Consider the following 14,509-nt stretch of genomic DNA (forward strand, 5'->3'; position numbering starts at 1 on the left):
TTCGGGCTCAGGAGGCCGGGGACTTCGCCAACCACTGGATCGCCGATCCGTAGACGTCGTCCGAGTCCAGCCGGCGCAGCTCCTCGGCGAGCAACTCGGCGGTCGGCCGGCGGGCCAGGGCGACGCGCCGGTTCGGCTGTCCCGGCCGGGACAGCGTCGCCAGCCGGGCGTCCGTCCTGGAGATCGCCAGCTCGCCGCCCTCGGCGAGGGTGAGCCGTACCTCGGTGAGGCCCGGTCCCACGCTCTCGGCCACCTCCACCGAGGCGTTGAGCCGTTCGGAGAGCCAGGCCGCGAGCAGCGGCACGCTGGGGTTGCCCGCCGCGCCGTACACCGCGCCGGACAGCACCCGCCCGGGAGGCCGGTCGAACGCGGACGCCAGGAGGCTGCGCCACGCCGTGAGCCGCGTCCAGGCGAGGTCGGTGTCGCCCGGGAGGTAGCCCTGGTGGCGGCCGGCGATGGCGGCCAGGGAGTCGGCCGCCGCCCGGGCGTCGGTGATCCGCCGGGTGGCGAGCCGGCCCACGGCGTCCTGCGACGGCGCCGGAGGCGCGTCGCCGGGCCACCACGCCACCACCGGCGTGTCGGTCAGCAGTAGCGGGCTGATCACCGAGTCGGCGTGCTCGGTGAGCCGGCCGTACAGGCGGAGCAGGACGACCTCGCCCGGGGACGACTCGCCCATCCGTACCTCGGCGTCGAGCCGGTCGGGCTCGTTCGGGTCACGCTTGATGACCGTCAGCACCCGGGAGGGGTGCTCGCGCGCGGCCTCGGTGGCCGCGCGCACGGCGTCGTACTGGCCGGCCTCGTCGCACACCACGACAAGGGTGAGCACCATGCCCACCGCCGGCGCGCCCATCTGGTGGCGCAACTGGGTCAGCGTCGACGAGATCTTCGAGGCCGTCGTGTCGGTCAGGTTGAAGGTGGTCACGGCGCCTTCCGTTCACTCACAGCCGTCGCCACACGCGCCCGTCACGCGTGATCATGGCGTCGGCGGACGGCGGGCCCCACGTGCCCGCGGGATAGCCCTCAGGACGGCCGGAGGCCGCCCAGTGCTCCTCGATCGGGTCGAGGATCTTCCACGACAGCTCGACCTCGGCCTGGTGCGGGAACAGGGGCGGATCCCCGATGAGGACGTCGAGCAGCAGCCGCTCGTACGCCTCCGGGGAGGACTCCATGAACGACTCGCCGTAGGCGAAGTCCATGCTGACGTCCCTGACCTCCATGGCGGTGCCCGGCACCTTCGAGCCGAAGCGCACGGTGATCCCCTCGTCCGGCTGGACGCGGATGACCAGGGCGTTCTGCCCGAGTATCTCGGTGTCGGTCGAGCTGAACGGCAGGTGCGGCGCCCGCTGGAACACCACCGCCACCTCGGTGACCCTGCGGCCGAGCCGCTTGCCGGTGCGCAGGTAGAAGGGGACGCCCGCCCAGCGGCGGTTGGCCACCTCCAGCCTGACGGCGGCGTAGGTCTCGGTGATGGAGTCCGGCGAGATGCCCTCCTCCTCCAGGTAGCCGGCCACCGACTCGCCGCCCTGCCAGCCCGCGGTGTACTGCCCGCGCGCGGTGCCGAGCGACAGGTCGGCCGGCAGCCGGACCGAGCGGAGCACCTTCTCCTTCTCGCGCCGCAGCGAGTCGGCGTCGAAGGACGTGGGGTCCTCCATAGCGACCAGGGCGAGCAGCTGAAGGAGGTGGTTCTGGATCACGTCGCGGGCGGCGCCGATGCCGTCGTAGTATCCGGCCCGGCCGCCGATGCCGATGTCCTCGGCCATCGTGATCTGGACGTGGTCCACGTAGCCGCGGTTCCAGATCGGCTCGTACAGCGTGTTCGCGAACCGCAGGGCCAGGATGTTCTGGACGGTCTCCTTGCCCAGGTAGTGGTCGATGCGGAAGACCGACTTCTCCGGGAACACCGCGCTGGTGATCGCGTTGAGCTCGCGGGCGGTCTTGAGGTCGCGGCCGAACGGCTTCTCGATGACCACCCGCCGCCAGGCGCCCTCGGGGGCGTTGGCCAGGTTGGTCCGCTTGAGCTGCTCCACGACCACCGGGAAGAACTTCGGCGGGACCGACAGGTAGAACGCGTAGTTCCCGCCGGTGCCGCGCGTCTCGTCGATCTCCTTGAGCATCATCGCGAGCACGTCGAAGGCGCCGTCGTCGCTGAACTCGCCGGGGCAGAAGTGGATGCCCTCGGCGATCTGCCGCCAGACCTCCTCGCGGAACGGCGTCCGCGCGTGCTCCTTCACCGACTCGTACGTCACCTGGGCGAAGTCCTCGTGCGCCCAGTCGCGGCGGGCGAAGCCGACCAGGGAGAACCCCGGCGGCAGCAGGCCGCGGTTGCCCAGGTCGTAGATCGCCGGGAGCAGCTTCTTCTTCGCGAGGTCGCCGGTCACACCGAACAGGACGAGCACGCAGGGGCCGGCCACCCGGGGCAGCCGCTTGTCACGCGGGTCCCGCAGCGGGTTCGCCACGCCCTCCTCGTCGGCGGCCAGGCCGAGGGCGGCCGCCAGGTCACGCTCCTCCGATGTCTCCGACATTTCGGAGACATCGGGCACCCGCCCGCCGTCGTGTGTCTCCGCCGGGCCGGCCGGCTCGGCCGCCGCCGGGACGTCAGGCGTCCCGGCGACGGCCTGCGCCGTCTCGGCTGGGCGGTTGTCCCGCTTACCCATCGGATCTCCTCGCCCTGCGGCTCGTGGCCAGTGGCGTGCTCATCGAGGTCAGAGCTCCTCCGCCACCGACAGCAGGTGCTTGACGCCGGCCACCCGGTCGGTGAGGTGCAGGCGCACCGCCGGACGGCCCCGCGAGACCAGCGCCCCGAAGTCGCCCAGGGCCTGGGCGAGCTGGAGCCGGCCCAGGGTGTACGGCTTGTCCGGCACCTCGACGTCCTCGGTGACCGCGCCGGTGATCTGCAGGAAAACGCCCACCTCCGGACCGCCCTTGTGGAACTGGCCGGTCGAGTGGAGGAAGCGCGGTCCCCAGCCGAACGTGACCGCGTGGTCGGTCCGGTAGTCGAGCAGCGCCCGCAGCGTGGCCGGATCGGCCGCCGCCCACGCCTCGGTCAGCTCCTCGAACGAGGCGTCGCCGACCCGGGCCGCGTCGAACGCCGCCTCCCGGTCCAGGTACGCCATGACCGCGAGGTAGCCGTGCTTCGGGATCGCCCGCAGCAGCCAGGTCAGCACGTCCGCCAGGTTCTTCGGGCCGCCGGGCACGTCGCCGTAGACCTCGACCGGGCCGTCGGTGAGGAGCGGCGTGCCGGTCGGCAGCGGCCCATCGCCCGCCTCGCTCAGGATGCGGGTGGTGTTCTCCTTGGACTCGGCGACGTTCGGCTGGTTGAACGGGTCGATCCCGAGCAGCCGGCCGGCGATCGCCGTGGCGTACTCCCAGACGAGGAACTGCGCGCCCAGCGGGCCGTCCACCGAGGCGCCGCTGTCCCGGCCGATGTTCACCAGGAACTGGTCCCCGGCCTCGGCCGCCTCGGCGCCGACGACGGGCAGGATGCCCGTGCCCGACTTGCCGGTCGACTCCGCGATGAGCTGCTCGATCCAGTCGGGGAGCCCGTTGATGTCGGTCATGCTGTCGCGCAGGACCATCTTGTCGCGCCCCGCGAGCGCCTCCGCGCCGAGCAGCACGCCCAGGTCGAGGCCCGGGTTGCCGTCGTCGCGGGACAGCAGCGGCGCGACCGCCGCCGCGTCGTCGAGCAGCCGCGCGATGTCGGCGCCGGCGAGCGCGCTCGGCACCAGCCCGAACGCGCTGAGAGCGCTGTAGCGGCCCCCGACGTTCGGGTCGGCCAGCACGACCTGGTAGCCCGCCTCGATGGCCATCTGCTCCAGCGGAGAGCCGGGATCAGTCACCACGACGATGCGGTCGGCCGGGTCGATCCCGGCGTCGCGGAACGCCTTCTCGTAGATCCGCCGGTGGCTGTCGGTCTCGATGGTGCCGCCGCTCTTGCTGGCGACGACCAGCAGCGTGCGCTCCAGCCGGTCCGCCAGCGCCCGCCGGACCTGCCCGGGGTCGGTGGTGTCGAGCACGGTCAGCGGGACGTCCTCGGTGGCGCAGATCACCTCCGGGGCCAGCGACGAACCGCCCATCCCGGCCAGTACGACGTGGTCGAGGCCCTCCGCGCACGCCTTCTCGACGAGCTTGGTGATCTCGGGCAACAGCTCCCTGCTGGTGAGGGGGAGCTTCAGCCAGCCGAGGCGGACGGCCGCCTCGGTCCTGGCCTCGGACCCCCACAGGCCGGGGTCGCCGGCGGCCAGCGCCGCCGGCACCCCCTCCGCCACCAGCTTCTCCCGGAGGGCGCGTACGTTCTCCGGTTCCGGGCCGAGAGTTACCTCGATGGTCATCTCAGGCCTTCCCGAGCTCGGCGGTCACGGTCTCCAGGAGCTCCTTCCAGGAGATCTCGAACTTGTCCACGCCCTCGCTCTCGAGCACCCGTACGACGTCGTCGTAGTCGACGCCGGCCTCCTTGAGCGCGGCCATGGTGTTCCACGCCTGCTCGTAGAAGGGACGGATCGTGTCGCCCGAGATCTTCCCGTGGTCGGCGACCGCGTCGAGCGTCTTCTCCGGCATCGTGTTGACCGTGCCCGCCGTGACGAGCTGGTCCACGTACAGCGTGTCCGGGTAGTCGGGGTTCTTCACACCGGTCGAGGCCCACAGCGGGCGCTGCGGCCGGGCGCCCGCCGCGCGCAGCGCCTGCCAGCGCGGGCTCGCCATGATCTCCTCGAAGGCGGCGAACGCGAGCCGCGCGTTGGCCACGGCGGCCTTGCCCTTCAGCGCGGCCGCCTCGGGCGTGCCGACGCGGTCGAGGCGGGCGTCGATCTCGGTGTCCACCCGGCTGACGAAGAACGAGGCGACCGACTCGATGGCGGCGAGGTTGACGCCGTTCGCCTTGGCCTTCTCCAGGCCCTCCAGCCAGGCGTCCATGACCGCGCGGTAGCGCTCGAGGGAGAAGATCAGCGTGACGTTGACGCTGATGCCCTCCGCGAGGCACTGCGTGATCGCGGGCAGGCCCTCGACGGTCGCCGGGATCTTGATGAACAGGTTGGGCCGGTCGACCAGCCACCAAAGCGCGCGGGCCTCGGCGATCGTCCGCTCCGTGTCCCGGGCCAGGCGCGGGTCGACCTCGATGGAGACCCGGCCGTCCACGCCGTTCGTCGCGTTGAAGACCGGGCGCAGCACGTCGGCGGCCCAGCGGATGTCGAACGTGGTGATCGACCGGACCGCCTCATCGACCGAGACGCCCCGCACCCGCAGGTCGTGGAGCTGCGCGTCGTACGCGTCGCCCTTGCTCAGGGCCGCCGCGAAGATCGTGGGGTTGGAGGTGACGCCCACGACCTGCTTGTCCCGGATCAGGGCGGCAAGATTGCCGGTGCGCAGGCGATCACGGCTGATGTCGTCCAGCCAGATCGACACGCCGGCCCCGGTGAGGCGGTTCAGGTTCTCGCTCATGATCTCCTCAGTTTCCGGTCGTCTCGCCCTTGTCGGCCCCCGTCTTGGCGAGGCTCGCCTTGGCGGCGGCCACCACACGGTCGGCGGTGAGGCCGAACTGCTCGAAGATGGTCCTGTACGGCGCGGAGGCGCCGAAGTGCTCAAGGCTGAGCACTGCCCCCGCATCACCGACGAACTCGTGCCAGCCGAGGGAGATTCCCGCCTCGACGGCGACCCGGGCGCGGACCGCCGGGGGCAGCACGGACTGCTGGTAGGCGGCGTCCTGGGCGCGGAACCACTCGACGCACGGCATCGACACGACCCGGGTCGGGACGCCCTGCTCCTCCAGGATCCGGCGGGCGCCGACGGCCAGCTCGACCTCGCTGCCCGTGGCGATGATCACGACGGCGGGCTGGCCGGTGGAGGCGTCCTGAAGGATGTAGCCGCCGCGCGCGACCCGGTCCGCGTCGCCGGTGCCCTCGTAGACCGGCAGGTTCTGCCGGGTCAGCGCGAGCGCCGCCGGGCGGTCGGTGTGCTCCAGGATCACCTTCCAGGCCGCGGCCGTCTCGTTGGCGTCGGCCGGGCGCACCACGTCGAGGCCCGGGATCGCGCGCAGCGACCACAGGTGCTCGATCGGCTGGTGGGTCGGGCCGTCCTCGCCGAGGCCGATCGAGTCGTGCGTCCACACGTAGGTCACCGGCAGCTTCATCAGCGCGGCGAGCCGGACCGCCGGACGCATGTAGTCGCTGAAGACGAGGAAGGTGCCGCCGTACGGGCGGGTGCCGTTGTGCAGGGCGATGCCGTTGAGGATGGCGCCCATGCCGTGCTCGCGGATGCCGAAGTGCAGCGTGCGGCCGTACTTGTTGCCCGGGAACTCGTGGGTCTGGTACTCGTCCGGGATGAAGGACGGCTCGCCCTTCATCGTGGTGTTGTTGGAATCGGCGAGGTCGGCGGAGCCACCCCACAGCTCGGGCAGCACCGGCGCGAGGGCGCTCAGCACCTCGCCGGACGCCTTGCGGGTGGCGATGGAGGAGCCGACCTCGAACGACGGCAGCGCCTTGGACCAGCCGTTCGGCAGGTGGCGGGCCGAGATCCGGTCGAACAGCTCGGCGCGCTCGGGGTTGGCCGCCCGCCAGCTCTGGTAGCCCTTGTCCCACTCGGCGCGCAGCTCGCGGCCGCGCTTGACGACCTCCCTGGCGTGGTCGAGGACGTCCGCCGGGACCTGGAAGGTCTGCTCGGGGTCGAGGCCGAGCACCCGCTTGGTGGCGGCGACCTCCGCCTCGCCCAGCGCCGCGCCGTGGATCTTGCCGGTGTTCTGCTTGTTCGGCGAGGGCCAGCCGATGATGGTGCGGAGCTTGATGAACGTCGGCCGATCGGTCTCCGCGCGGGCCGCCTCAAGCGCGTCGTACAGCGCCTGGACGTCCTCCTTGTACTCCCCGGTCGCGGTCCAGTCGACCTCGAGGACCTGCCAGCCGTACGCCTCGTAGCGCTTGGTGATGTCCTCCGACAGGGCGATCTGGGTGTCGTCCTCGATCGAGATGTGGTTGGAGTCGAAGACGACCGCGAGGTTGCCCAGCTTCTGGTGGCCGGCGAGGGCGCTGACCTCGTGGCTGATGCCCTCTTCGATGTCGCCCTCGGAGGCGATGCACCAGATCATGTGGTCGAACGGCGACGTCCCCGGAGCCGCGTCCGGGTCGAACAGGCCGCGCTCGCGGCGGGCCGCCATGGCCATGCCGACCGCGTTGCCGATGCCCTGGCCGAGCGGGCCGGTGGTGGTCTCCACGCCGACGGTGTGGCCGTACTCGGGGTGGCCGGGGGTGAGGCTGCCCCACTGCCGCAGCGCCTTGAGGTCCTCCAAGCCCAGGCCGTACCCGGACAGGTAGAGCTGGATGTAAAGGGTCAGGCTGCTGTGACCACAGGAAAGGACGAACCGGTCGCGGCCCGCCCACTTGGCGTCGCAGGGGTCATGCCGCAGGACTCGCTGGAAAAGGAGATAGGCCGCGGGAGCCAAGCTCATCGCAGTTCCGGGGTGACCTGAGCCGGCCTTCTCGACCGCGTCCATGGCGAGTGCTCGCACCACGTCGACCGCGCGCCGGTCGAGGTCGGTCCACTCAAGGCTTGCGCTGCTCAACTGCTGATTCCCCTCTACGTTCATTGCGCCGGATTTGGCATTTCCCGCCCACACGGGACCCTAACGGGTCGGCGCTCCTACCGTTCGGTAGACCACCGCCGTACCGGCTGTCCGGTGCGGCGAGCAGGGCGTACCGGCGGGGTCGCGAAGGCGCCCCTCCCGGCCCCAGTTCAGGGACCATCGGTTCTCCCGACTACAGTGAGTCCTCAAGTGCCTGGCTCCTGCCTGGAGATCCGCTCAATTCAGAGGTTACGCGTTGACCCCGCACACGCTGGAAGCGCCTTGACGGTGCTGACGAAGATGGAATCGGTGCCCCCGCTCGGAACGGCGGTGGCGACCGCGCCGCGCTCCCTGGGCGCGCTTGTGCGGGCGTACGTCGCGCTCACCAAGCCGCGGATCATCGAGCTGCTGCTGATCACAACCCTCCCCGTCATGTTCCTCGCCGCGCGCGGCCTGCCGCCGTTGTGGACCGCCATCGCGACGATGGTCTTCGGCACGCTGTCCGCGGGCAGCGCCAACGTGCTGAACTGCTACATCGACCGGGACATCGACAAGACGATGCGGCGCACCCGCCGCCGTCCCCTGGCCAAGGCGGAGGTCTCCCCGGCGGGCGCGCTGGTCTTCGGCGTGGTCCTCGGCGTCATCTCCACCGTCGGCCTCGGCCTGGCCGTGAACTGGCTCGCCGCCGCGCTGTCGCTGGGCGCGATCCTGTTCTACGTCCTCGTCTACTCGATGGTGCTCAAGCGCCGCACCGTCCAGAACATCGTCTGGGGCGGCATCGCGGGCTGCATGCCCGTGCTGATCGGCTGGGCGGGCATCACCGGCAGCCTCTCCTGGGCCCCCGTCGTGCTGTTCGGCGTGGTGTTCTTCTGGACGCCGCCGCACACGTGGACGCTGGCCATGCGCTACCGCGAGGACTACGCCTCGGTGGACGTGCCGATGCTGCCGGTCGTCGCGACCGAGCGCCGCGTGGTGCGCGAGGTGATCGCCTACACCTGGGCGACCGTCCTGTGCTCGCTGCTGCTGTGGCCGGTGGCCGGGACCTCGCTGCTGTACCCGGCCGTCGCCGCCGTCCTCGGCGCCGCCTGCCTGTGGGAGGTCTACCGCCTGCTCGGCCGGCTCAACGCGGGCAAGACCGGGGTGGACCTGCGCCCGATGCGCTTCTTCCACTGGTCGAACATCTACCTCGCCCTGCTGTTCCTCGCCGTCGCGGTCGACTCGCTCCTGGTCTGACCGGGAGCGGGGGCCCGCGCCCCGCTCAGGCGTAGAACGCGTGGACGTTGTCACGCGGAGCCGCCCGATGCTCGCCCGCCGGACCGCGCGCGAAGGCGCGCAGCAGGTTCGCCGTCGTCCTGGTCACGAATTTGCGGGTCCGCGCGTCCATCCCGTGCAGCTGGGGCCCTCCCGGATAGCCGGCCCTGAGCGCCTCCACCCACCGCATCGTGCCCGTCGCGAAGACTCCGGCGCCGCTCGGCGTCGTGTAGTACGCCGAGTCGGCGAAGCTGGGCCGGTTCCCGCACATCAGGGGCGAGTGGGCGATGATCTCGATCGGCCGGGGCGTCGGCACGCTCGGCGTCACCCGGTCGTACTCCACGCCGACCAGGTGCGGGAACGCGTCGTCGCGCCGTACCCCGGTCCCCTCGAACAGCCAGTGGTGCGGCGCCGTCACCACGTAGGGGGCGTCGGCGGGGAACCCGTCGTAGTAGACCCCCGTGAGCGACGACTCCGGGTCGGGCGCGGGCGCCGACCGGAAGTCCGCGGTCACATCGGCGGGGCGCCGCCCGTACATGGGGTCGCTGGCGTACTGGTCCTTGTAGCAGACGATCAGGCGGCCCCGGTTCTCGATCCGGATGCGGCGGTAGCACGTGTTGGCCCCGAGGAACGCGATGTTGGAGCCGGCGTCCCTGGCCCGGGTGACCTGCCTGCGGGCCTGCGGCGTCCAGTACTCGTCGTGGCCGAGGAAGACGACGGCCGCCGCGCCCTTCATCACCTCGGGCGTCAGGTCCAGGCCCGTCGTGTACGCCAGCGGGACGCCGAGGCGTTCGGCGAGGACGACCAGCCCCCGCTCGTAGACGAGGAACTTCTCCGCGCCGTTCTTGTCGTAGGGGCGGTCGAAGCTGACCGCGAGTGAGCGGGCGCCGTAGCTGCCGTCCTTGCCGTAGTAGAGGCTGTAGCCGCCCCACTGGTTGTACGCCTGCCAGGTGGCCGCCGCGTGCACCAGCAGCGTCCGCCCCGTGGCGTCCGTGGAGCGCACGATGAGCGGCACGTACCGCTGGTGCCCCTTCGCGGAGTCGAGCCGCAGCAGATAGGCGCCCTCGGGCCAGCCGGCCGTCGGCACCGTGAGGGAGCGCCGCCAGTTCGCGTGCACCGTGCGGGTCGCGCCGTCGATGTCGCCGCGCCCCTGCCTGCGTCCGGGCAGCCACTCCGACCGCCACACCCGGCGCGCCTCGGCCCCGCCGTACCAGCCCATGCGGTACGCGGTGACCCGGTAGCGGTCGGCGGTGGTCGAGACGCGCAGCTCGACCGGGTGGCCGGGAAGCACGCTCACCTGGTCGCAGTACCCCTCGATGGCCTCGGCGGGGCCGTACGAGCGGGCCCGCCAGGCGGGGTCGCCGGGCCGGAGCCGTTCGTAGCGGGTCGGCGGCGGGGACGCCGCCGGGTCGGGGGAGGGGCTCTGGGACGGCAGCAGGAGCGGCCCGGACGCCGGCGTTCCGGCCGCGCCCGCCCGCGTCGCCTCCTCCGCGGCACTGGCCCCGCAGGCCGTGGCCCCCGCGCCGGCGGCTGCCACCACACCGAGGAAGGTCCGGCGGCTCAGCCTGCCGCCGTCGTTCTCGCCCATCCGCTCCGCCCCCTGTGACGAACGGCACACATGAAGATCACTTCGACAGCACGTTACCCGCGGCCGGGAAAGGCCCGGTCGAGCATATGGTCAGGCGGTGGTCCGCATTGGGGAAAGCCGAAGGACACCCTCGGCCAAGGGATCTTCGGGGGCGGGGCGGACAGCGGGTCCCCAGTCGGTTACATTCGCGGAGTGGCGAGCCTGGATCCGCGTACCGTGCTGAAGGAACGTCCGTCGGTCGGGCTGATCATCGGTCTGGTTCTGGCAGGCGTCTGCGCCCTCGTGACGCTCTCGTTCGACATCTTCGACGGCGAGCCCGTCCAGTTCTTCATCGCCCTCGTGCTCGCGGTCGCTCCCGTTCCGCTGCTGCTCGCCGGGGTGCTCGCCCTCGACCGGATGGAACCCGAGCCGCGCGCCAACCTCGCCTTCGCGTTCGCCTGGGGCGCGGGGGTGGCCGTGCTCTTCGCCGGTCTGCTCAACTCGCTCAACCTGATCTATATCGAGCACCAGATCGGCAACACCACCGACGCCCGCAACCTCGTCGCGACGTTCGGCGCCCCGCTGGTCGAGGAGACCATGAAGGGCCTGGTGCTGGTCGGGCTGCTCCGGTTCCGCCGCCAGGAGCTCGACGGCCCGACCGACGGCATCATCTACGCCAGCATGGTCGGCCTGGGGTTCGCCATGTCGGAGAACGTCAGCTACTACCTGGCCGCGCTGTCCGAGCACGGCCCGGAGGGGCTCGCCGCCACGGTCGTGCTCAGGGGCGTGCTCTCGCCGTTCGCGCACCCGCTGTTCACCTCCTTGATCGGCATCTCCGTGGCGTACGCGGCCCAGCGGCGCGGCGCGACCGGGGTGGTGCTGGCGGGCTGGGCCGGTGCGATGGTGCTGCACGGCCTGTGGAACGGCCTCGCCTCGTTCGGCGGCTTCCCCGGGCTCGCGGTCGCGTACCTGGTGCTGATGGTCCTGCTGTTCATCGAGTTGGGCGTGATCTTCCGGGACCGCAAGCGGATCGTCGCGCTGATCCACCACTATTTGCCGCCGTACGAGCGCAACGGGCTGATCAACGAGGCGGACATCTTCATGCTGTCGTCGCTCAAGGGCCGGCGGCAGGCGCGCCAGTGGGCCAAGGCCCACGGGGGCAAGGCGGGGGTGCGGGCGATGAGCGACTACCAGCTGGCCGCCACCGAGCTGGGGCTGCTGCACGCGCGGGCGTCCCGCGGCGGGATCGACGAAAGGTCCTTCCTGGAGCGGCAGCGCGCGCTCGCCGGCCTCATGGCGCACGCGCGCATGTCGTTCCCGCGGCCCGCGGCCGCCCAGGGGATGCCGCCGCCCGGATACGCGCCCGGGGCCCCGCCCCCCGGGCAACCCCCTCCGCCGCCTCCGGGGCGTCCCCGCTGGACCCCGCCATCTGGCGCGTAGCGCACGAGATCCCCGCGACCCCGGGCCGTACCCGCGCGATCAGGAGGCGAGGGCGCGATCGAGGGTGACCTCGCGCGGACCGAGCAGGGGGTCCTTGTGGAGGATCCGCGCCTCCAGGAGCGCCTTCGCGGAGGCGAAGAACTCGCGGGCGGCGTAGATGGACGTCTGCAGCGGCCAGTCCGTGAAGGAGTCGTCGCCGACGCCGAAGGCGTCCAGCCCCGCCGTACGGCACAGCGCGACGGCGCGCGGCAGGTGGAAGTTCTGCGTCACCACGACCGCCCGCGACGCCCCGAAGATCTTCCGGGCGCGCACGCAGGAGGCCCAGGTGTCGAACCCGGCGTAGTCGAGGACGACCTTCTCCGCGGGGACGCCGTGGGAGGAGAGGTAGTCGCGCATCGCCGTCGGCTCGTCGTAGCCGACCCGGCTGTTGTCGCCCGACACCAGCAGCGCGCGGACCTTGCCCGCGTGGTAGAGCCGGGCGCCGATGTCGAGCCGGGTGCGCAGCATCGGCGTGGGGGCGGCGTGCGCGGTGAGCCCGGCGCCGAGCACGAGGGCGACCGGCATCGCGGGCACCGAGGAGAGCCAGGCGTTCGAGCGGTCCGCCGTGACGCGGTGCCCGGAGCTGTCCAGCCACGCCCAGGTCATCGGGGTGAGGGCCAGGACGCTCAGCGCGACCAGGACCTGGAAGCCGCGTCGCCGGCCGCCGCGCGACCAGGTCCAGGGGAGCAGTCGACTCGGGAGGGCGCTCATGGAGCGCCAAGTCTAGTGCGCGGGTCAGGACCGGTCGGCCGCTTCGGCGTCATGGACGATGAGCGCGATCTGGACCCGGTTGTTCAGCCCCAGCTTCGTGAGGATCCGCGACACGTGGGCCTTGACCGTCGGCACGCTCAGGTAGAGCTCGGCCCCGATCTCCGCGTTGGACTTGCCCTCGCCGAGCGCGACGGCGACCTCCCGCTCGCGCACGCTGAGCTTGTCCAAGTGGACGCGGGCCCGATCCCGGCGGCCTCCCGCGCCACCGTCGGAGACATGCGAGATGAGCTGGCGGGTGACCGCGGGCGACAGGATGGGCTCACCCGCGGCGACCTTGCGTACGGCGGACACCAGGTCGGCCGGGTGGATGTCCTTGAGCAGGAACCCGGCCGCGCCCGCCCGCAGCGCCCGCAGCACCTGCGCGTCGGCGTGGAAGGTGGTCAGCACCACCACCTCGGGCGGGTTGGCCGTCGCGCGCAGCGCCTCGGTGGCGGTCAGCCCGTCCACCCGGGACATCCGGATGTCCATGAGCACCACGTCCGGCCGGTGCTCGGCGACCATGAGCGGCACCTGGTCGCCGTCGGCCGCCTCGCCGGCGATCTCGATGTCGCCCGCGCCCGCCAGGATCATCGACAGCCCGGCGCGCACGAGCGCGTCGTCGTCCACGATGAGCACCTTGATGCGACGGTCCATGCCCTCCCTTTCTCGAGTCACGACCACGGCAGCCAGGCGCGGAGCACGAACGCGCCCTCGTCCGCCAGGTGGTGGTCCAGTCGTCCGCCGGCCAGTTTGGCACGTTCGGCCAGGCCGATGAGCCCGGTGCCGGCGCCCGGGATCTCGGAGACGGTCTGCCGCCGGTGCGCCGCCGTCGGCACCGGGTTGGCGACCTCGACCGTCAGCCCCGCGCCGCGTGCGCCGGTCACCCGTACGGTAACCGGGGCGCCTGGGGCGTGCTTGCGGGCGTTGGTCAGCGCCTCCTGGACGATGCGGTAGGCGTTGCGGCCCAGCGCCTCGGGCGGCGCGGGCACGGACAACTCAGGCACGGACGGCGCGGGCTCGACGAGGTCGAGCGCGACGTCCATCCCGGCCTGCCGCGACTCCTCCACCAGCGCGGGTAGGTCGGCCAGCGTCGGCTGCGGGCGCTCCGGCCGCGCGTCCTCCGGCGTCTGCCGCAGGACGCCGATCACCTCGCGCAGGTCCTGCAGCGCCTGGTGGGCGCTGGTCCTGATGGCGCTCGCCGCCCGCTGGATCTGCTCGGGCGGGGCGCCGGGGCTGTACTCCAGGGCTCCGGCGTGCAGGCTCAGGATCGAGATGCGGTGGGCGAGCACGTCATGCATCTCGCGGGCGATCCGTTCCCGCTCCAGCTGTCTGGCCTCGGCGGCGGCGGCGGACGCCCGGGCCCGCAGGGAGATGACGAGCTGCCGTCGGGCCCGTACGACGATCCCCCACGCGAAGATCATCATGGTGAGCGCCACGATCAGCAGGAACATGCCCCACACGCCGACGTCGGGGTCCGGCCAGAGGTGCACGTAGGGGATCGCCGTCAGGAGGAAGAAGGCGGCGACCGATCCGGCGATCTTGAAGGGGCGGTGCACGGCCACGGTGAACAGGGCCACCACGCCGGCGCCGCCGATCAGCGTGAACACCGAGCCGAGCAGCGCCGTCGCCAGGGCCAGGGTGACCGGCCACCGGCGGCGCAGCCACACGGCAGCGCAGGCCAGCGCGCCGAGCACCTGTTCGGCGACGACGTACGCCCGCGGCTTGCCGGCGATGTCCGGCGCCGAGGCGATCGCCAGCCCGCAGGCGGACAGGAACAGCGCCGTGTCCACGATCCAGTCGCGTGTGGAGCGCCGCGCGGGCCGCTCGCCCTCGCCCTCGCCGAGGAGGACCGAGGGCAGCAGCCACCGGTACTCCGTCCTCGACTTCATGTTCACCGAGGTTACGGCGTGATCGCGGGT

The 14,509-nt window shown here is 72.1% G+C and carries 11 protein-coding genes; 2 read left to right on the forward strand and 9 right to left on the reverse strand.

The window, feature by feature from the left end:
• Positions 1 to 7: 7 nt before the first annotated feature.
• From ACQP1V_RS14820 to tkt, 5 genes are all read right to left on the reverse strand, one after another.
• Positions 8 to 922 (reverse strand): glucose-6-phosphate dehydrogenase assembly protein OpcA, encoded by a 915-nt coding sequence (locus tag ACQP1V_RS14820; protein WP_433423083.1) that lies wholly within the window; start codon positions 920 to 922, stop codon positions 8 to 10.
• 16 nt (positions 923 to 938) lie between these two features.
• Positions 939 to 2,522 carry a glucose-6-phosphate dehydrogenase gene (zwf, locus tag ACQP1V_RS14825; protein ID WP_084259635.1) on the reverse strand — a complete coding sequence of 528 codons (1,584 nt, stop codon included), beginning with the start codon at positions 2,520 to 2,522 and terminating at the stop codon, positions 939 to 941.
• A gap of 180 nt (positions 2,523 to 2,702) precedes the next feature.
• Positions 2,703 to 4,328 (reverse strand): glucose-6-phosphate isomerase, encoded by a 1,626-nt coding sequence (locus ACQP1V_RS14830; RefSeq protein ID WP_433423086.1) that lies wholly within the window; start codon positions 4,326 to 4,328, stop codon positions 2,703 to 2,705.
• A 1-nt stretch (position 4,329) separates the two neighbouring features.
• Positions 4,330 to 5,433: a transaldolase gene (gene tal, locus ACQP1V_RS14835; RefSeq protein WP_433423089.1), complete on the reverse strand. Its 1,104-nt coding sequence runs from the start codon at positions 5,431 to 5,433 to the stop codon at positions 4,330 to 4,332.
• 7 nt (positions 5,434 to 5,440) lie between these two features.
• Complete coding sequence (gene tkt, locus ACQP1V_RS14840; RefSeq protein WP_433423092.1) at positions 5,441 to 7,543, reverse strand: transketolase; 2,103 nt, start codon at positions 7,541 to 7,543, stop codon at positions 5,441 to 5,443.
• A 300-nt stretch (positions 7,544 to 7,843) separates the two neighbouring features.
• Between tkt and ACQP1V_RS14845 the strand changes: the two genes are divergently transcribed.
• Positions 7,844 to 8,776: a heme o synthase gene (locus tag ACQP1V_RS14845; RefSeq protein WP_433423095.1), complete on the forward strand. Its 933-nt coding sequence runs from the start codon at positions 7,844 to 7,846 to the stop codon at positions 8,774 to 8,776.
• A 25-nt stretch (positions 8,777 to 8,801) separates the two neighbouring features.
• Here the strand turns inward: ACQP1V_RS14845 and ACQP1V_RS14850 are convergent, their stop codons facing one another.
• Positions 8,802 to 10,382: a N,N-dimethylformamidase beta subunit family domain-containing protein gene (locus ACQP1V_RS14850; RefSeq protein WP_433423097.1), complete on the reverse strand. Its 1,581-nt coding sequence runs from the start codon at positions 10,380 to 10,382 to the stop codon at positions 8,802 to 8,804.
• 192 nt (positions 10,383 to 10,574) lie between these two features.
• On the opposite strand from ACQP1V_RS14850, the gene ACQP1V_RS14855 reads away from it, so the two are divergent.
• Positions 10,575 to 11,801, forward strand: coding sequence for a PrsW family intramembrane metalloprotease (locus ACQP1V_RS14855; RefSeq protein ID WP_387416592.1), 1,227 nt, complete (start codon positions 10,575 to 10,577; stop codon positions 11,799 to 11,801).
• 39 nt (positions 11,802 to 11,840) lie between these two features.
• On the opposite strand, the gene ACQP1V_RS14860 is transcribed toward ACQP1V_RS14855, so the two are convergent.
• The 3 genes from ACQP1V_RS14860 to ACQP1V_RS14870 are packed head-to-tail and all read right to left on the reverse strand — an operon-like array spanning position 11,841 to position 14,479.
• Positions 11,841 to 12,551 carry a SanA/YdcF family protein gene (locus ACQP1V_RS14860; RefSeq protein ID WP_433423100.1) on the reverse strand — a complete coding sequence of 237 codons (711 nt, stop codon included), beginning with the start codon at positions 12,549 to 12,551 and terminating at the stop codon, positions 11,841 to 11,843.
• 24 nt (positions 12,552 to 12,575) lie between these two features.
• Positions 12,576 to 13,244: a response regulator gene (locus ACQP1V_RS14865; RefSeq protein WP_387416594.1), complete on the reverse strand. Its 669-nt coding sequence runs from the start codon at positions 13,242 to 13,244 to the stop codon at positions 12,576 to 12,578.
• A gap of 17 nt (positions 13,245 to 13,261) precedes the next feature.
• Entirely contained in the window at positions 13,262 to 14,479 is a 1,218-nt protein-coding gene (locus ACQP1V_RS14870) for a sensor histidine kinase (protein WP_433423103.1), read from the reverse strand.
• Between the last annotated feature and the right edge of the window lie 30 nt (positions 14,480 to 14,509).

Source organism: Microtetraspora malaysiensis, assembly GCF_050947145.1.
GTDB classification, from domain to species: domain Bacteria; phylum Actinomycetota; class Actinomycetes; order Streptosporangiales; family Streptosporangiaceae; genus Microtetraspora_A; species Microtetraspora_A malaysiensis.